Below are 19285 nucleotides of genomic sequence, written 5' to 3' on the forward strand. Positions count from 1 at the left end.
GGAGCACGACATGAGCGAACAGAACGCCAATCTTGCTGCACTGGCCGAGGCCGGCGTCTCGGTCTGGCTCGACGACCTCTCCCGGACCCGGATCGAATCCGGCAACCTGGCAGAGCTCATCGCGACGAAATCGGTCGTCGGTGTCACCACCAACCCGTCGATCTTCCAGGCTGCCCTGTCGAAGGGTGATGCCTACGACGCACAGGTCAACGAACTCGCCGCCCGCGGCGCCGACGTCGACGCGACCATCCGGACCGTCACCACCGACGATGTCCGCAACGCGTGTGACGTGCTCGCGCCGCAGTTCGAAGCGTCCAAGGGCGTCGACGGCCGGGTATCGATCGAGGTCGATCCCCGCCTCGCGCACGATTCCGACAAGACGGTCGCCCAGGCGGTCGAACTGTGGAAGATCGTCGACCGGCCCAACCTGCTGATCAAGATCCCCGCAACGATTGCGGGCACACCCGCAATCACCAAGGTGATCGCGGAGGGCATCAGCGTCAACGTGACCCTGATCTTCTCGGTCGAGCGGTACCGGGACGTCATGTCCGCCTACATCGAGGGCCTGCAGCAGGCCTCGACCGCGGGCCACGATCTGTCGAAGATCCATTCGGTCGCATCGTTCTTCGTCTCCCGCGTCGACAGCGAGATCGACAAGCGTCTCGACGCGATCGGCACCGACGAGGCCAAGGCACTCAAGGGCAAGGCGGCTCTGGCCAACGCCCGTCTCGCCTACGCCGCGTACCAGGAGGTGTTCGAGCAGGGTGACGGTTTCACCGCCCTCGCCGCAGCCGGTGCCAACGCCCAGCGCCCGCTCTGGGCCTCCACCGGTGTCAAGGATCCGGCATACCCCGACACCCTCTACGTCGGTGAACTGGTCGCCCCGAACACCGTCAACACCATGCCCGAGAAGACGATGGACGCCTTTGCCGACCACGGCGAGATCAACGCCGAATCGGTTGTTGGTCAGGGCCCGGCGTCCCAGCAGGTCTTCGACTCGCTGGAAGCCGCCGGGATCGATGTGACCGACGTGTTCCTGGTGCTGGAGAAGGAAGGCGTGGAGAAGTTCGAGGGAGCGTGGCAGGAATTGCTCGACGCCACTGCCGAGCAACTCGCCGCCGGCTCGAAGGGCTGATCGACCTTGCCGAGCCGTCCCGCCGATCAGTGGGTCAATCCACTGCGCGATGAACGCGACAAGCGACTCCCCCGGATCGCAGGCCCGTGCAGCCTGGTCATCTTCGGTGTCACCGGCGACCTGGCACGCCGCAAGCTGATGCCTGCGGTGTACGACCTGGCGAACCGTGGGCTGTTGCCACCTGGTTTTGCACTGGTCGGCTTCGCTCGGCGGGACTGGGACCACGAGGATTTCGCGCAGGTGGTGCACGACGCCGTGCGCGCGAGTGCCCGTACCCCGTTCCGGGAAGATGTCTGGGAGCGACTGAGCGAGGGTTTCCGGTTCGTCCGGGGTGCCTTCGATGACGGCGATGCCTTCGACCGGTTGCGGGACACGCTGGCCGAACTCGACGAGAAGCGCGGTACCGGCGGAAATCATGCGTTCTACCTCTCGATTCCGCCTGCCGCCTTCCCCGTTGTGTGCGAACAACTCTCCCGCTCGGGGTTGGCGCAGCAGTCCAAGGAGACGTGGCGGCGGGTGGTCATCGAGAAGCCCTTCGGCCATGACCTAGAGAGCGCCAAAGAGCTCAATGCCGTGGTGAACAACGTCTTTCCGGAGCAATCGGTATTCCGGATCGATCACTACCTCGGCAAGGAGACGGTCCAGAACATCCTGGCGCTGCGGTTCGCCAATCAGCTGTTCGACCCGGTGTGGAGTTCGCATTACGTCGACCACGTCCAGATCACGATGGCCGAGGACATCGGTCTCGGCGGCCGGGCCGGGTACTACGACGGCATCGGTGCGGCGCGCGACGTCATCCAGAACCACCTGATCCAGTTGATGGCCCTGGTGGCGATGGAAGAGCCCATTTCCTTTGAGCCGCACGAACTCCAGAGCGAGAAGATCAAGGTCCTCTCGGCCACCAAGAACATCCTGCCCCTCGACGAGAACACCGCGCGGGGGCAGTACGAGGCGGGCTGGCAGGGCAGCGAGAAGGTTCCGGGACTGCTTGACGAGAGCGGCTTTGCCCACGATTCGACGACGGAGACCTTCGCGGCCATCGCCGTCGAGGTCGACAGTCGCCGGTGGGCCGGTGTGCCGTTCTATCTGCGCACCGGAAAGCGGTTGGGCCGCAGGGTCACCGAGATCGCGCTCGTGTTCAAACGGGCTCCCCACCTTCCGTTCGATCAGACGATGACCGAAGAGCTGAGCCAGAACGCTCTGGTGATCCGGGTGCAGCCCGATGAGGGCATCACGCTCCGGTTCGGCTCCAAGGTCCCGGGATCGTCGATGGAAGTGCGTGACGTCAACATGGACTTCTCGTACGGACAGGCGTTCACGGAGTCCTCCCCCGAGGCCTACGAACGTCTGATCCTCGACGTCCTGCTCGGTGTGCCGTCCCTGTTCCCGGTGAATGCCGAGGTCGAACTATCCTGGCAGATCCTCGATCCGGTGCTCGAACACTGGGCGGCCAGCGGCAAGCCGGACGGTTACGAGGCGGGGACCTGGGGCCCGCAATCCGCAGAAGACATGATGGCGCGGCACGGAAGGGCCTGGCGTCGTCCCTGACCGCTCTCGCCTCGAAGGAGCGCACGAATGATTGTGGAACTTCCCGATACCAACACGACCGCCATCAGCAAGGAACTCATCAAGATCCGCGACATCGGCGGAGCATTCACCTCTGGTCGCGTGCTGACGTTGTTGGTCAGCACCAACGAGGGTGAGCCTGCCGAGCCGGCCATCGAGGCCGCCAACGAGGCCAGCCGGGAACACCCCTGCCGTGTCATCGTGGTCTCGCGCGCCGACCGCTGGGGGCCGTCGAGGCTTGATGCCCAGATCCGGGTCGGCGGAGACGCCGGCGCCTCCGAAGTTGTTGTCCTGCACCTCTTCGGCGACCTGGTCGATCACGCCAAGAGTGTGGTGATCCCGTTCATGCTGCCCGACACCCCGGTGGTGACGTGGTGGCCAGGGCAAGGTCCGGAGAATCCATCCGCTGATCCGATCGGTCAGCTCGGTAAGCGCCGGATCACCGACTCCACCAAGACAGTTGATGTCTCGGCGACCCTCGCGCAGCGGCTGGCCACGTATGCCCCCGGCGATTCGGACATCGCCTGGTCCCGGATCACGGTGTGGCGGGCACTGCTCACCTCAGCCCTCGATCAGCCACCGCACAGCCCGGTGACCGCGGTGGAAGTCCAGGGTCCGGCTGACAACGCTGCGGTCGAACTCCTTGCCGGATGGCTTCATTCGGCACTCGGCGTGCCGGTGACGCGCTCCGTTGGCAGTTTCCAGGTGACGGTGTCCAGGGAATCGGGACCACTTGTTCTCTACGTCGGAATGGGCAACCAGGCGATCATCTCCATGGCCGGTCAACCCGATGGCAAGGTGGCGTTACCCGACCGGGAGCTGCGCAGCTGCCTGTCCGAGGAACTCCGTCGACTTGATCCCGATGTGATCTATCACCGGGCTCTGCAAGGGGTTTCGGGTCTGATCCGTACCGAAGACAAGATTCACGCTTGACACACGCACGTCGATCAGGAGGTCTAGCTCAACGATGAGTATCCATCCAGATGTTGTCCGAGTCGACGACAAGGACGCCCTTGTCGCCGCGGTCACCGAGCGGTTCATCAAAACCGTCACCGCGGCGCAGACCGCTCGCGGGTTTGCCTCGGTCGTCCTGACCGGCGGCAGCAACGGCGTCGCGCTGCTCGAGGCGCTGGCGAAGGATTCCGGTGACATCGACTGGGCATCGGTGGACATCTACTTCGGCGACGATCGTTTCGTCCCGGCCGACGATCCGGAACGTAACTCCGGACAGGCTCGCATCGCCCTCCTCGATCATGTTCCGGTCGCGCCGGCGCGGGTGTTCGAGATGGCACCGTCCGACGGCGAGTTCGGTGACGACATCGACGCTGCAGCAGCCGATTACGCGCGCCGGCTCGCAGACCGGGCAGGCGACGGACAGAGCGTTCCGCAGTTCGATCTGCATCTGCTCGGCATGGGTGGTGAGGGCCACATCAATTCGCTGTTCCCCCACTCCGAGGCCACCAGCGAAAGTCAGGCATCGGTGGTCGCGGTGCGGAACTCGCCGAAGCCGCCTCCGGCCCGGATCACGTTGACCTTGCCCGCGATCGCGCGAGCACGGGAGGTGTGGTTCCTCGTCTCCGGTGCGGAGAAAGCCGAAGCGGTAGCGGCCGGTGTCGGCGGTGCGGACCCGATGGACTGGCCGTGCGCCGGCGCCCACGGCACCGAGGAAACGGTCTGGTTCGTGGACCGGTCCGCAGCGGGCAACCTCCCCTGAGTCGAGCTTCGGCGGTGGGTCAGAGCAAACCGAGGCGTTGGCCCACCGCCACCGCATCTCGTCGATGTCGGACGTCGAACTTGCGATAGATACCGCGCAGATGGGTCTTGACGGTGTTCACCGACAGGTGCATCAAACCCGCGATCTCGTCGGTCGTGCGATCGGTCGCCAGGAACCTCAGGACATGGATTTCTGCACGGGTCAGCGGCGGATAGTCGGGCACGCCATGGCTGGACATGACACTCAGAACGGCATCGGCGTAGGCATTGATCGAACCGAAACTGCCCCGGTAGGTCGTGATGATTCCCGCGACGACAGGCCCGCATTCCACAATGGGACGCATCACGCCGTGCTCGGCCGCAGTTTCCAGTGCCCGGGTGATCGCCGCGTAGGACTGCGCGGACAGACCTGCCTGCTCACAGGCATACGATTCGAGCGCCCAGCCCGCAACCGTCGCCTGCGGCCCAGAGGCGCCGGCTTCGAGCAACGGGCTCAACAGCTTTCGTGCCGCCTGCGGTCGGGCCTCGCCGACGTCGACGGCCGCGTCGACGAGTCGTACCTCGTCGGAGTATCCGAACGCGCGCTCGGCTTTACGTGACAGATCGCGGGCCCAGTCGAATCGTTTGACCGCGAAGCACATGTACGCCACGCGCGGAAGCAGGAAGAGTATCGGGAACGGTGAGGTGGCGCTGAGAAGCAATGCGGAGGTGGCGCTGTACGCGGTGGCGGTCAGGACCAGACGATTCGGTGAGGTGTCGAACATCAGGACGCTGCGGGCAATGGGTACGTGCCGGCCCAACACACTGAACACCTCACCCCCTTCCGAGACATCCTCTGCTGGTTGGGGTTTGAGATCATCGATCGGTTTGCCCTGCATGAATCGGGCGTACGCCAACGCTGTCTCCAGGCGCGGCACGTACGGTGACCCGGCGACCACGGAATCTTCATCGGAGACTTCCCGTACACATGCCAGCGCGTAGCGGGCACGATCTTCCATGAGTACCGGCAGACCCCGCACACCCGCCACCGACGCCCGGTTGGCCATCGCGCGCACCACCAACCGATTCAGTCCGGCTGCTGTGGCCAGCGCGATGGCCCGCACCGACGACTGCTCACCGTCGACGGGCCGGTTCAAACGGGTGTAGGCCGATCCGAGAACGGTGTGCGCGTACGCATCAACGGCCCACCCGCGATCGCCAACGGCAGATGCAACCGCCTTCGCCAGATCGACCAGATCAAGATCGTCCCGAGCGAGCGCGACGTCCAGGAGCAGAACCCGGTAGAGCAGTCCGCCCCCGTCGACGGCGAGGTCCTCCTCGGCCTGTGCCACGCACTCCAGGTAGGACGCCGCGTACCGGTCGTCGCCATGCTCCATCGCCGCCAGGGCCCGAAGTAACACCGCAACCGGATCTTCGCCGAGCGTGGTGTCACACCCATCGAGCACCGACAGCAACACCTCGCGCCTGCCCTGCAGCGCCAATTCGACACCGCTGTGAAAGATGGTCTCTCGCAGCAACTCCGCGTCGCCGAGATGTGCCGCGTGGTCGATCGCCTCTGCAGGCCGTCGACGCGCCGACGCCCACCGAACCGCCCTGATCTGCAGCGTCCGTCCGATTTCGGGCGCGGTCCGCTGCAGCTCGCCACGCAGATAGGTGGCTATCAACGGGAGAAATCGATACCGGATCGCTTCGCGCTCACCCGACGGGACTGCCGCCGCGATCCCCAGACCGATGATCTCGGGGATATAGGCCTCCGCGTCCGCACCGTCGATCGCCCGGGCCAAGTCGCCATCGAAGTCGGCCACGCTCGACAAGCGAGTGACCAATCTGCGCACCCGGGGCGTCATCGGATCCACCAACTCGCGGCGCAAGAAGTCGGATATGAGTCGCGGACATGCGGCGAACTCCAGCAGCGCGAGTTCGAGATCAGGACGCGCGGCCAGGAACACCCCGGCCATCCGCACGAGTATCGCCCAGCCACCGGTGAGTTCGGCGACCCTGCAGACCTGCGCGGCAGTGGGTACGAGGCCGTGCTGACGCAGCATCCGATCGACCTCGACCTCGGTCAGTATCAGATCCTCACGCCCGATCCGGGCCCCGACACCATCCCCGATCAGATGCTGCCAGATCAGCGGAGGATCGTGCCGAGCGGAGACAACAACATTGACGTGTGGCGGCCGATGGCGCAAGAACCGGTGAAAGCAGTCGAGCACCAACGGATCGGTCACGGTCTCGGCGTCGTCCACGACCACCGTGACCGGACCGTTTTCGGCGTCGACCCCGAACAACTGACCCCCAGCGGTCTCCCCGAGCACGAGATCATCGGCGCCGAATGCATCCACGCCCAGCCACACGACCCGGCCGACGACGTCCGACTCCGTGCGTCGAATCAACCATTGCTCGAGAAACGTGGTCTTGCCATACCCGCCTGGTGCGCTGACGAGTACCAGGACGCCGGATTGATCATCAAACAATTCATCGAGGGTGCGCTCGGGGCGCATTCGTGCGAAAGCGCGGATCGTATCGGGCCCAGCTCTCGATACGGCGGTCGAGCGCGTCAGAGCTTTCGACATGGCCACCCTTTTCTAGCCTCTGGTTGCTCAGAGGCTAACAATAATCACGACAGACAACATCTGATTACGCGTCATTAAAGAATGCCAGAGGTATTTGCGTTATTGCTCTAACCCGACGTTCGCCCGGAGCCCGGTGAAGACATCACCCAAAACAGGTGATGTCCCAATCCTCACAACACCTCGATCATGGCAAGACCACGTTGGCAATACGTGCTGCCTGATCCGATCGTCGGTGCAGGGGTTCTTGATCATCCGAGCCAAGGAGCAACGTCATGAGCAGCCCAACAAACCGTCCTCCCGTCCAGCCAGACCGTTCGCCCGTCCAGCCGGACCGTCACCCCGTTCAGCAAGGCATTGCCGGCGGAACCGTGTTCGCTGCGGCCATACTCCTGTTCGTCGTCGGCGCCCTCGGCATTCTCCAGGGTATTTCGGCCCTGGTCGAAGACGACGTTTTTGTCGTCGGGCCGCAATACACCTACGAGTTCGATCTCACCGCATGGGGATGGATCCACCTCATCGTCGGAATCATCGGGGTCCTGATCGCCATCGGGTTGTTCACCGGAGCCACATGGGCCCGAGTCGCGGCGGTCATCATCGCGGCGCTGTCGATCATCGCGAACTTCCTGTGGCTCCCGTACTTCCCGCTGTGGGCGATCCTGATCATCGCGATCGACCTAGTTGTGATCTGGGCCGTCACCACCTGGAATACCGACGACAGGATCTAGCGCCGCACAAGTGGCCCCTAGTCGGGACTAACCGCTGTTCCGCAACGCGGTGGCGAGGCCGTTCATGGTGAGCTGAATGCCGCGGCGCACCAGATCGGAATCATCGCCACCGCGATAGCGGCGCAACAACTCGACCTGCAGATGATTCAGCGGTTCGAGATACGGGAATCGATTGAAGACCGAACGCTTGAGGGCGGCGTTGTCGGCCAACAGATCGTCCGTTTTGGTGATCTTGAAATACATCGCCGTTGTCCGATCGTGTTCGGCGGTGATCATCCCGAACACCTTCTCGCGCAACGCCTCATCGGGTACCAACCGTGAATAGTGTTCGGCCAGTCCCATATCCGACTTCGCCATCACCTGAGCCATATTCGACATCACGGTCCGGAAGAACGGCCACCGCTGGTAGTAATCCGCCAGCGTCTCCAGCCGGCTTTCGTCGTCGCCGATCCACTGCTCGAAGGCGGAGCCGGTGCCATACCAACCGGGCAACATCACGCGCGACTGCGACCACGACAACACCCACGGGATGGCGCGCAGGTCGGAGATCTTCTCGGTCTGCTTGCGGGAGGCCGGGCGACTGCCGATGTTGAGGGAGCCGATCTCCGACAGCGGGGTCGAGTTCACGAAATACTCGACGAATCCGGGTGTTTCATGAACCAGCTCGCTGTACGCCTTACGGGCCAACGACGCCAATTCGTCGAGAACCGCGTACGCGACCTCTGCTTCTGCTCCCAGGCCCTCGGTGTCGAGCAGCGACGATTCGATGGTGGCGGCCAGCAGGGTCTCCAGGTTCCGGCGTGCGATGACCGGCTCTGCGTACTTGGCTGCGATCACCTCGCCCTGCTCGGTGATCCGGAGCGATCCCTGCACCGCACCCGGCGGCTGCGCCAGAATGGCCTCATAGCTCGGACCGCCACCGCGACCGACGGTTCCACCGCGACCGTGGAAGAGCCGCAACCGGATACCCGCCTTCGCGGCCGCTTCCACGAGGTCGAGTTCTGCCCGATAGAGCGCCCAGTTGGCGGCCAGGTACCCGCCGTCCTTGTTGGAGTCGGAGTAGCCGAGCATGATCTCGGCCATGCCGTCCTGTTGATCGACCAGCGTCCGGAACAGCGGCACCTCGAGGGCCGCAAGCAGTGTTGCCGCGCCCTGCTGCAGGTCCTCGATCGTTTCGAACAGCGGAACCACCCGGACCGACGACCGCGGCGGGGTCTCCGGGGAACCGGGATCGAACAGTCCGGCCTCCTTCAGCATCACGAGCGCCTCGAACAGGTCGCTGACCGAGTTGCACATGCTGATGATGTAGTTGGGCACCGCTTGCGGGCCATACGCGGCCACCGCTGCCGCGGCCGCACGGACGATGTCAAGTTCTTTGTTCGCCAGGTCCGACAGTTGGGCGCCCGGACCGGTCAGCGGTCTGCGGTTGCTCAGTTCCGCGGTGAGGATCTTCACCCGTTCGGGCTCGGCGAGCGACAAGTAGTCGTGATGCACACCGGCCCACGCCAACAGTTCGGCAACCACTTCCTCGTGGGTGTCGGAGTTCTGCCGCATATCGAGCCCGGACAGGTGAAAACCGAAGGCCCGCACCGATTCGCGGAGTGTCAGCAGACGATCGTCTGCCAACTCGTCGTCGCTGTTGGCGCGGAGCGACGCATCGATCAGGTCGAGATCGGCGAGCAACTGCGGGGCGTCGGCATAGCCGTCCGCGCCGTCGGCCGGGAATCCACCGTCGTTGACAGCGACAAATCGCGCGCCGAACAGTCGGGACGCGGTCGACGACAACCTGGCCCGGATGGCCCGCAAGGCCGTCCGGTACGGCTCATCGGCGGCAATGGTTCCGCGCTCCACACCCCCGAGTTCGAGCACCGCATCACTGACAGCGGTCAGGCGCGATGACAGGCTCAGTTCCTGGGCCAGCAGTGTCAGTTCCGAAAGATGATGGGACACAGCAGTTTCTGCGGCGCGACGAGTGGCCATCGAGACGATCTCACCGGTCACGAAGGGATTGCCGTCACGGTCGCCGCCAATCCATGAACCCGTCCGCAGCATCGGATCATCGGTGATGCCTGCGGTCGGATAGTGCTGCTGCAGCCAGGCCCGCAACTCGGCATTGATACGTGGGATGACCTCGAAGAAGCCGGCGTCGTAGTAGCGCAGCCCCACCTCGATCTCGTCCTGGATCTGCAAACGTTCCAGGCGGATCAGCGCGGTTTCCCACAGGGTCAGGATCTGCCGGTTCAGCGCGACATTGACCTCGTCCCGCTCGGCAGGCGTCAGCTCGGTCCGCCCGGCAAACCGCATCAACTCGGTGATCCGGTGTTGCACCTCGAAAACCGTGCGCCGTCGGGTCTCGGTGGGATGTGCGGTGATGACCGGGACGACAGTGGCATCGGCAAGCGCTTTGCCGACCTGCTCATCGGTCAGATCGGCGGAATCGAGCTTGAGGTAGGTGGCCGCCAGGGACGAATCCTGAGGGGCATCACCGGCCCGGATGTGAATCGCCCGCCTGCGTTCGCGATGGATGTCTTCGGCGAGGTTGGCCAACAGGGCGAAGTGGCTGAAAGCGCGGATGACCGAAATGGCATCGGCGATGTCGATGTCGCGGAACAGTTCTTCGAGCTCGGTGCGGTCGATCTCGGAACGTCGCACCCGGAAGGACTCGACCCGGGCTTTCTCGACGAGGTCGAAGGTTTCCTCGCCTGCGTGTTTACGCACGATCTGTCCGAGGATTCCGCCCAGTAGGCGGATGTCCTCGCGTAACGGTTCGGTGAGTTCGCGATCGGTACTACCGGGATCCGGACGGGGCACAGAGGGGCGCTTATCAGTCACCCGTCCAGTATCTCTGGCCGAGGACGGGTTGCGCATGCCAACCACCCGTAACGACGCAGAGGGTTTACGAGAGCTTGATGTCCAGACCGATGCCGAGGATGAAGATCGTCCAGATGATTCCGACGAATACGGTCAATCGGTCGAGGTTGCGCTCCACGACGGACGACCCCGACAGACTCGACTGAACGCCGCCACCGAACAGTGACGACAGGCCGCCACCTTTACCACGGTGGAGCAAGACCAGAACGATCAGCAAAACGCTGGTGATCACAAGTCCAATGTCCAGGGCAAGCTTCACGTGTTGATTCCCATCAGATCTGAAGTTCGAGCGGCCGATCTACGACTGTACCCGGCCATACCGCATAACCCGGAAATGGGGCGTTCGGGCGAACGCGACCTGCGGCGGAGACGAAGCCGAAGGCGGAGCTCGACCAGCGACGGAGACGAAGCCGAAGGCGAAGCTCGACGGAATGTCTGTTCGCCCGAACACCCCAACTCACGAGATCAGGGCAGTGGACCACCGGCGGCGATGGCCGAGAGGGTGGCAAACTCGTCCGACTTGAGCGACGCGCCGCCGACCAGTGCACCGTCGACGTCGGTCTGGCCGACGATCTCCCCCACGTTCTTCGCGTTCACCGATCCGCCGTACAGGATGCGGACCGAGTCGGCGACCTTCGCATCGGCCAATTCGGCCAGTGTGGCCCGCAGTGCGGCACACACTTCCTGCGCGTCGGCAGCGCTGGCAACCCGGCCGGTACCGATGGCCCAGACCGGTTCGTAGGCGATGACGACCTTCGCGATCTCCGCGGCGCTCAGACCGGCGAGGGAGCCCTTGAGCTGCTCGATGTTGTAGTCGACGTGCTCACCGGCCTCGCGGATCTCCAGGCCTTCACCCAGGCACACGATCGGGGTCAGCTTGTACTTCAGCGCAGCCTTGGTCTTGGCCAGCACCACCGAATCCGTCTCGCCGTGCAGGGTGCGGCGCTCGGAGTGCCCGACGACCACAAAGGTGCAACCGAGCTTGGCCAGGAACGACCCGCTGATCTCACCGGTATAGGCACCGGAATCGTGCGCCGACAGGTCCTGTGCGCCATAGGTGAGCAACAGCTTGTCGCCGTCGACGACGGTCTGCACGCTACGGATGTCGGTGAACGGCGGGATCACCGTCACGTCGACCTTGTCGAAGTACTTCGACGGCAGCGCGAAGGCGATCTTCTGAACCAGCGCGATGGCCTCGAGGTGGTTCAGATTCATCTTCCAGTTGCCCGCGATGAGCGGTTTACGCGATGCCATGTCAGTTCTCCAATACGGTCAGGCCGGGCAGTTCTTTGCCCTCGAGGAATTCGAGCGACGCCCCGCCACCGGTCGAGATGTGGGAGAAGCCGTCCTCGGGCAGGCCGAGCAGCCGAACCGCGGCCGCGCTGTCGCCACCGCCGACAACGGAGAACGCGCCACCACTGGTGGCACCGATGATCGCCTCGGCCAGACCCTTGGTCCCGGCCGCGAACTTCTCGAACTCGAACACGCCGGCCGGGCCGTTCCAGAACACGGTCTTGGCCTCGGCCAGAACCGCGGCGAACCGCTTGACCGACTCGGGTCCGATGTCCAGACCCATCCAGCCGTCCGGGATCTCCTCCGCCGAGACAACCTTCGCCTGCGCATCGGCGGCGAACTTGTCTGCCACGACCACATCAACCGGCAGGTGGATGACGTCACCGAAGCGCTCGAGGAGCGAGCGGCAGACGTCGATCTGATCTTCCTGCAGCAGCGAATTGCCCACCGGCAACCCACGGGCCGCCAGGAACGTGAACGCCATACCGCCACCGATCACCAGGGTGTCGACCTTGGGGGCCAACGCCTCGATGACACCGAGCTTGTCGGACACCTTCGAACCACCGAGCACCACCGCGTACGGGCGGGCGGTGTCGGTGGTCAGCTTCACCAGAACCTCGACCTCGGCCGCGACCAGGCCGCCGGCGTAGTGCGGCAACAGCTTTGCCACGTCGTACACCGACGCCTGCTCGCGGTGCACAACGCCGAAACCGTCAGAGACGAACGCACCGTTGTCCCCGGTCAGTTCCACCAACGCATTGGCGAGCTTCGCGCGCTCGGCAGCATCCTTGGAGGTCTCGCGCGGATCGAACCGCACGTTCTCCACCATCATCACGTCACCGTCGGTCAGACCCTCCGACCGTGCGAGGGCATCACCACCGACGACATCGGTGGCGAGCTGGACGTTGCGTCCGAGCTCGGCACTGAGCCGCTCGGCGACCGGGGCCAGCGAAAACGCCGGATCCGGTACACCTTTCGGGCGACCGAGATGCGCGGTCACGATGACCTTTGCACCCGCTTCGGACAGGGACTTGATGGTGGGCACCGACGCCAGGATGCGACCTGGATCGGTGATTTTGCCATTGTCGAGCGGAACGTTGAGGTCGGAGCGGACCAAGACGGTCCGGCCTTCCACACCGGTCTCGAGCAGGTCTGCGAGGGTGGGTACCGAGATGGTCATCAGATGCGTTGTCTCTTTGCGATCGGTGATACGGGGTACAGGCGTTGTGCGAGGCAGGCGCAAACCTGCCGAAAACCAAAGGGCAAGAACCCTTTAGAGGGACTTGGCAACCAGTCCGATGAGATCCACGAGACGGTTGGAGTAGCCCCACTCGTTGTCGTACCAGGACACGATCTTGACCTGCTCGTCGATGACCTTGGTCAGCGGCGCGTCGAAGATCGAGGAATGCGCGTCGGTGACGATATCCGACGACACGATCGGGGCCGTGCTGTACTTCAGGATGCCCTTGAGCGGTCCCTCGGCAGCGGCCTGCATCGCAGCATTGATCTCGTCGACGGTGGCCTTCTTCTTGAGGATGGCCGTCAGGTCGGTGACCGAACCGGTCGGGATCGGCACCCGCAGGGCGTAGCCGTCGAGCTTGCCGAGCAGCTGCGGGAGAACCAGACCGATTGCCTTGGCGGCACCGGTGCCCGTGGGAACCACGTTGAGTGCTGCGGCGCGGGCGCGACGCAGGTCGCTGTGCGGGCCGTCCTGCAGGTTCTGATCCTGGGTGTAGGCGTGGATCGTGGTCATCAGACCCGAGACGATGCCGAACTCGTCATCGAGGACCTTGGCGATCGGTCCGAGGCAGTTGGTGGTGCACGAAGCGTTCGAGATGATGTTCTGGCTGCCGTCGTACTTGTCGTCGTTGACACCCATCACGATGGTGATGTCTTCGCCCTTGGCGGGTGCGGAGATGATGACCTTCTTGGCGCCGGCCTCGAGGTGACCCTTGGCCTTCGCGGCGTCGGTGAAGATGCCGGTCGATTCGACGACAACGTCGACACCGAGGTCGCCCCACGGCAATTCGCTGAGCGGTCCGCGGTGAGCGAGTGCCTTGATCTTCTTGTCGCCAACAACGATGGTGTCGTCGCCTTCGAGCGAAACATCCTGCGGCAGACGGCCGAGGATGGAGTCGTACTTGAGGAGATGTGCCAGGCTCGCATTGTCGGTGAGATCGTTGACTGCAACGATCTCGACATCCGTGGTGCCCAGCGCCTTCTGCGCCTCTATCGCGCGGAAAAAGTTGCGGCCGATCCGGCCGAATCCGTTGACGCCTACCCGAACGGTCACTATGAGCTCCTTAGCTTTGCGGTGTGCTGGGCCATCGTGTGGCCCCGCCTCTGCGGCAATGCTCAGCCTAGTCGTCGCCCGCGCGCCAAGCACCCCCGGTCCGCCTGCGGCAATGCGCGCAACATGCACGTGACGTGCATTTCGCAGGAGAACCGGGCGTGGCTTGCTATTCGTCGTCGAGGAGGTCGGCGGTGACGGCCGACTCGGTGTCCGGAATTCCGTCTGTCCTGGCCTTCTTGTCAGCCATCGACAGCAGCCGCCGAATACGCCCTGCCACAGCATCTTTCGTCATCGGCGGATCGGCCAGCTGGCCGAGTTCCTCGAGCGAGGCCTGCCGGTGGGTGATGCGCAGCTGACCGGCCGAGATCAGGTGGTCGGGAACCTGATCGCCGAGGATCTCCAGCGCGCGCTCGACCCTGGCGGCCGCGGCCACCGCGGCGCGGGCAGATCGGCGCAAGTTGGCATCGTCGAAGTTGGCCAGGCGGTTTGCCGTCGCCCGGACCTCGCGCCGCATCCGACGCTCTTCCCAGGTCAGCCTGGTGTCCTGCGCGCCCATGCGGGTCAGGAGTGCACCGATGGCCTCTCCGTCGCGGATGACCACGCGGTCGGCGCCGCGGACCTCACGGGCCTTCGCGGTGACACCGAGGCGACGGGCGGCGCCGACAAGCGCCAGTGCCGCTTCCGGACCGGGGCAGCTGACCTCCAGAGCCGACGAACGGCCCGGTTCCGTCAGTGAGCCATGAGCCAGGAAAGCTCCCCGCCAGGCGGCTTCGGCGTCGCCGACACTGCCGCCGACAACCTGTGCGGGCAGACCACGCACCGGGCGTCCGCGCATGTCGAGCAGGCCGGTCTGACGGGCCAGGGCCTCGCCGTCTTTGGTGACCCGGACGATGTAGCGGGCACTCTTACGGATGCCTCCGGCGCTCAGGACGTGCGCTTCGGAGTTGTATCCGTAGAGCTCGAAGATCTCACGCTTGAGTCGTCGTGCGACGTTGCCGAGATCGACCTCGGCTTCGACCACCACCCGGCCGGCCACAATGTGGAGTCCGCCCGCGAATCGCAACAGCGCTGAAACCTCTGCCTTTCGGCAACTCACCTGCGTCACCGCCAGCCGACTCAGTTCGTCTTTGACCGCGGATGTCATCGCCACCGGACGCGTTCTCCCTCTGTGGATGTCGTTTCAACTTTCGATCGGTAGCCTGCCGATTCACTATCGCACAAGCCACCTATGAGAGCGGCAACCCTGTCTGGGTCATGGGTGTGGGTTCCCGCAACCGCGAGTTCACCATCGTGCAGCGTAGCCCCAAATTTCGCCGCCGCTCGCTCAACGTGTTCACGCTCTGATCCCACCGGCACAGAACCCGAGTCCACGAGCACATGATCGACCCGGAAATCGTCGGCGTGAGCGAGCAGGACGTGCAGATGCCGCTCCACCGAAAAGCCGGTTGTCTCACCGGGTTCGGGAGCCAGATTGACGATCAACACCTTCTTCGCGGACGTCCGTTTGAGGGCGGCGAGCTGATCGGGTACCAGCACATGCGGGATGACACTGGAGAACCAGGAGCCCGGACCCAGCACCACCAGATCGGCGGACTCGATCGCCTCGATCGCCTCCGGGCAGGCCGGCGGCGGGTTCGGCGAGAGGCGTACGCGGCGCACGATGCCCGGCGTCGTTGCAACCGCGACCTGACCGCGGATCGCCCGGCTGATCCGCGGATCGTCCTCGAGACCCGAGACATCGGCCTCGATCTCGAGGCCGGTGGTCGACATCGGCAAGACCCGGCCGCGGACCCCGAACAATGCGGTCATCATCTCGAGTGCCTGCACCGCATCGCCTGTGGCCTCTGTCAGTCCGGCCAGCAGCAGGTTGCCGACCGGGTGTCCGGCCAGCGCGCCGCGTCCACCGAAACGGTGCTGTAGCAACGAGGCCCACTCCTGCGGCGGCCTTACACCCGGACCGACGTCGGCGTCGTCACTCGGCGGCTCGGTGGCTGCGAGCAGAGCTGCGATGGCCATCCGGAGGTCACCGGGCGGCAGGACGCCGAGTTCGGACCGGAGCCGGCCCGAGGAACCGCCGTCGTCGGCCACCGTCACGACCGCGGTCACATCGTCGCTCAGCAACCGCATCGCCGTCAGGGTTGCGTACAGTCCATGCCCTCCCCCGAGAGCCACGATCTTCACTCGCGCCCCAGATCTCGGTGGGCCACTCGGACCGAGAAGGAGCCGTCGGCGTCCGTCGCCTTGGACAGTGCCGCGGCCAGGGCTTCGGTGATCGCCACACTCCGGTGTTTGCCACCGGTGCAGCCGATCGCAACGGTCATGTAGCGCTTGCCCTCACGTCGGTATCCGTCGCCGACCAATCTCAGGATCTGCTCGTATTTCTCGAGGAATTCCGGCGCGCCCTCTTGGCCGAGGACGTAGTCACGGACCGGTTGTTCCAGTCCGTTGTGGTCTTTGAGTTCGGGTACCCAGTAGGGATTGGGAAGGAATCGGACGTCGGCGACCATGTCGGCGTCGATCGGCAGACCGTATTTGAAACCGAACGATTCGACCACCACACTCACATCGGCGACCGAGGCCTCGGCGTATGCGCCCTCGATGATCACGCGGAGCCGCTGTACCGACAGACCCGATGTGTCGACCACGAGATCGGCCCGTTCCTTGACCCCCGCCAGCATCGCGCGTTCGGTCACGATCGCAGAGATCAGGGTGCCGTTGCCCTGCAGCGGGTGTCGGCGGCGGACCTGCTCGAACCGTTGGACCAGGACCTGGTCGGACGCCTCTATGAAGATGACGCGCGGCTCGATACCGACCCGATCGAGGTCGGCGCGCAGGGTCTCCAGCGCCGAGGCGTAGGAGTCGTCCTGGATCCGCATCACGATCGCCAGCCGCGAGATCGCCGAATCGGCGCCCCTGGCCAGTTCGACCATCGAACCGATCAACGTGTGGGGCACGTTGTCGGCGACGTACCAGCCGGCATCCTCGAGGAGGTTGCCAACGGTACTGCTGCCTGCGCCGGACAAACCGGTGACCAGTAGTACGTCGGGGGTCTGTGCGGGCGGCGGTGTGACCGCGTTCTCGACTTCACTCACGTTGTGGGTCCTGTCTGCTCACTCGACTGATTATGTTCGACAAGTGCCGCTTGCACCGCACGTGCGGTCATCTGCCCGATACCCGGCACCTCGGCGATCTCCTCGACCGTGGCCTGTCGCAGGTTTGCGACCGATCCGAAATGGGAGACCAGAGCCGCGCGCCGGGTGCTGCCGAGCCCGGGCACGCCGTCGAGCGCCGAGGCCGTCATCCGCTTGCTGCGCTTGCTGCGATGGAAGCTGATGGCGAAACGATGCGCCTCGTCGCGGACGCGCTGTAGCAGGAACAGCGCCTCACTGGTGCGCGGGAAGATCACCGGATCGTCGTCACCGGGCACCCACACCTCCTCGAGGCGCTTGGCCAGACCCACCACGGCCACATCGGTGATGTTCAACTCGTCGAGCACGGCCGCGGCCGCGTGCACCTGCGGCGCACCGCCGTCGACGACGAACAGGTTCGGGGGGTAGGCAAATCGTCGGGGCCGCCCGGTTTTCGGGTCGATTGCCGCCTCCGGGGCAACATCTCCCCCGTCTGCGCCCTCTGCGACATCGATCGGGGCCGGCTTGCCGTCTGCGACATCGACCCGATGCCGCAGGAACCGGCGTCGGGTGACCTCGGCGATCGACGCCACGTCGTCGGAATGCCCGTCTCCGGCAGCCTCTTTGATCGAATAGTGGCGATAGTCGGACTTCCGCGGCAGACCGTCCTCGAACACCACGAGCGACGCCACGACATCGGTGCCCTGCACATGTGAGATGTCGATACATTCGATGCGCAACGGCGCAGAGTCGAGTCCGAGCGTCTCCTGGATCTCGGTGAGGGCCGCCGACCGGGTGGTCAGATCGCCTGCCCGCTTGAGTTTGTGATGTGCCAACGCGTCCGCGGCATTGCGGTGCACGGTTTCCATCAGCGCCTTCTTGTCGCCGCGCTGCGGGATCCGCAGGTCGACGTTGCTGCCACGCAGCCGCGTCAGCCAGTCACGGACCTCATCGACATCGGGCGGAAGGGCCGGGACGAGAACCTCCCTTGGCACCGGATCGGCCTTCGTATGGCCGTCGTCCACCGACACCGACTCGGCCTGATCGGCCTGTTCGCCGTAGAACTGGGTGAGGAACTGGCCCACCTGATCTGCCAAGTCGTCGTCACCGGACTTCTCGACGATCCAGCCTCGCTGGCCTCGGACCCGTCCACCACGAACATGGAAGACCTGGACCGAGACCTCGAGCTGATCGCCTTCCATCGCAACGAGATCGGCATCGGTTCCGTCTCCGAGGACCACCGACTGGCGTTCGAGTGCACGGCGCAGCGCGGCGATGTCGTCGCGTAGCCGCGCGGCACGCTCGAAATCCAGCTCGGCGGAGGCCTTCTCCATCTGGGCTTGCAGGTTGTTGATCATCCGGTCGGTGCGGCCGGCCAGGAAGTCGCAGAAGTCCTCGACGACGGCGCGGTGCTCGGCGGCACTGACCCGGCCGACACACGGTGCGGCGCATTTGTCGATGTAACCGAGCAGGCAGGGCCGGTCGATCTGATGATGCCGCTTGAAAACCCCCGAGGAACAGGTGCGTGCCGGAAAGACCCGGGTCAGCAGATCGAGCGTTTCCCGGATGGCCCAGGCATGCGAATACGGGCCGAAGTAGCGCACACCCTTGCGCCGCGGGCCGCGGTAGACGAACAGCCGCGGGTACTCCTCGTTCATCGTCACGGCCAGCATCGGATAACTCTTGTCATCGCGATAGCGGACGTTGAACCGCGGATCGAACTCTTTGATCCAGTTGTATTCGAGCTGGAGTGCCTCGACCTCGGTGGCGACCACCGTCCATTCCACGGAGGCGGCGGTTGTCACCATCTGGCGGGTGCGCGGATGCAGCGTCGTCAGGTCGGCAAAGTAAGACGTCAGGCGAGAGCGGAGGTTTTTCGCCTTGCCCACATAGATCACTCGCTGATGCGCGTCCCGGAACTTGTAGACGCCGGGGTCGGTGGGGATGCTCCCCGGGACCGGTCGGTACGTCGTCGGGTCAGCCACAAA

Annotated in this window: 15 protein-coding genes; 5 read left to right on the forward strand and 10 right to left on the reverse strand. The window is 64.6% G+C overall.

The features are described 5' to 3' along the window. Window positions 1–10: 10 nt before the first annotated feature. From tal to pgl, 4 genes are read left to right on the forward strand one after another with little or no spacing between them, the layout of a single operon-like run. Entirely contained in the window at window positions 11–1135 is a 1125-nt protein-coding gene (gene tal / locus AC1D75_RS17205) for a transaldolase (RefSeq protein WP_495516535.1), read from the forward strand. A 6-nt stretch (window positions 1136–1141) separates the two neighbouring features. Further along, window positions 1142–2683 carry a glucose-6-phosphate dehydrogenase gene (gene zwf, locus AC1D75_RS17210; RefSeq protein WP_495516536.1) on the forward strand — a complete coding sequence of 514 codons (1542 nt, stop codon included), beginning with the start codon at window positions 1142–1144 and terminating at the stop codon, window positions 2681–2683. A gap of 27 nt (window positions 2684–2710) precedes the next feature. Then, window positions 2711–3634 (forward strand): glucose-6-phosphate dehydrogenase assembly protein OpcA, encoded by a 924-nt coding sequence (locus AC1D75_RS17215; protein ID WP_495516537.1) that lies wholly within the window; start codon window positions 2711–2713, stop codon window positions 3632–3634. A gap of 34 nt (window positions 3635–3668) precedes the next feature. Continuing rightward, entirely contained in the window at window positions 3669–4415 is a 747-nt protein-coding gene (pgl, locus tag AC1D75_RS17220; protein WP_495516538.1) for a 6-phosphogluconolactonase, read from the forward strand. A 19-nt stretch (window positions 4416–4434) separates the two neighbouring features. Here the strand turns inward: pgl and AC1D75_RS17225 are convergent, their stop codons facing one another. Continuing rightward, window positions 4435–6888, reverse strand: coding sequence for a LuxR C-terminal-related transcriptional regulator (locus AC1D75_RS17225; protein ID WP_495516539.1), 2454 nt, complete (start codon window positions 6886–6888; stop codon window positions 4435–4437). A gap of 371 nt (window positions 6889–7259) precedes the next feature. Here AC1D75_RS17225 and AC1D75_RS17230 point away from each other — a divergent pair, with 371 nt between their 5' ends. After that, window positions 7260–7712 carry a DUF7144 family membrane protein gene (locus tag AC1D75_RS17230; RefSeq protein WP_495516540.1) on the forward strand — a complete coding sequence of 151 codons (453 nt, stop codon included), beginning with the start codon at window positions 7260–7262 and terminating at the stop codon, window positions 7710–7712. A gap of 27 nt (window positions 7713–7739) precedes the next feature. Here AC1D75_RS17230 and ppc read toward each other — a convergent pair whose 3' ends face one another. The 9 genes from ppc to uvrC form a co-directional block, all read right to left on the reverse strand. Continuing rightward, a complete protein-coding gene (gene ppc, locus AC1D75_RS17235; RefSeq protein ID WP_495516541.1) occupies window positions 7740–10580 on the reverse strand; it encodes a phosphoenolpyruvate carboxylase in 2841 nt (946 codons plus the stop codon). A gap of 28 nt (window positions 10581–10608) precedes the next feature. After that, window positions 10609–10842 (reverse strand): preprotein translocase subunit SecG, encoded by a 234-nt coding sequence (gene secG, locus AC1D75_RS17240; RefSeq protein ID WP_482139353.1) that lies wholly within the window; start codon window positions 10840–10842, stop codon window positions 10609–10611. A 206-nt stretch (window positions 10843–11048) separates the two neighbouring features. Then, entirely contained in the window at window positions 11049–11837 is a 789-nt protein-coding gene (gene tpiA, locus AC1D75_RS17245; protein WP_495516542.1) for a triose-phosphate isomerase, read from the reverse strand. 1 nt (window position 11838) lies between these two features. After that, window positions 11839–13050 carry a phosphoglycerate kinase gene (locus AC1D75_RS17250; RefSeq protein ID WP_495516912.1) on the reverse strand — a complete coding sequence of 404 codons (1212 nt, stop codon included), beginning with the start codon at window positions 13048–13050 and terminating at the stop codon, window positions 11839–11841. A 99-nt stretch (window positions 13051–13149) separates the two neighbouring features. Then, window positions 13150–14169, reverse strand: a complete 1020-nt coding sequence (gene gap, locus AC1D75_RS17255; RefSeq protein ID WP_482139351.1) for a type I glyceraldehyde-3-phosphate dehydrogenase — start codon at window positions 14167–14169, stop codon at window positions 13150–13152. A 166-nt stretch (window positions 14170–14335) separates the two neighbouring features. Next, complete coding sequence (whiA, locus tag AC1D75_RS17260) at window positions 14336–15313, reverse strand: DNA-binding protein WhiA (RefSeq protein WP_495516913.1); 978 nt, start codon at window positions 15311–15313, stop codon at window positions 14336–14338. Then, window positions 15310–16350, reverse strand: a complete 1041-nt coding sequence (locus tag AC1D75_RS17265; protein WP_495516543.1) for a gluconeogenesis factor YvcK family protein — start codon at window positions 16348–16350, stop codon at window positions 15310–15312. Before AC1D75_RS17265 ends, whiA begins: the two co-directional genes overlap by 4 nt. Beyond that, entirely contained in the window at window positions 16347–17261 is a 915-nt protein-coding gene (rapZ, locus tag AC1D75_RS17270; protein ID WP_495516544.1) for an RNase adapter RapZ, read from the reverse strand. Before rapZ ends, AC1D75_RS17265 begins: the two co-directional genes overlap by 4 nt. Further along, complete coding sequence (gene uvrC, locus AC1D75_RS17275; RefSeq protein ID WP_495516545.1) at window positions 17258–19282, reverse strand: excinuclease ABC subunit UvrC; 2025 nt, start codon at window positions 19280–19282, stop codon at window positions 17258–17260. Before uvrC ends, rapZ begins: the two co-directional genes overlap by 4 nt. Between the last annotated feature and the right edge of the window lie 3 nt (window positions 19283–19285).

It is taken from the genome of Williamsia sp. Y712, from assembly GCF_059445525.1.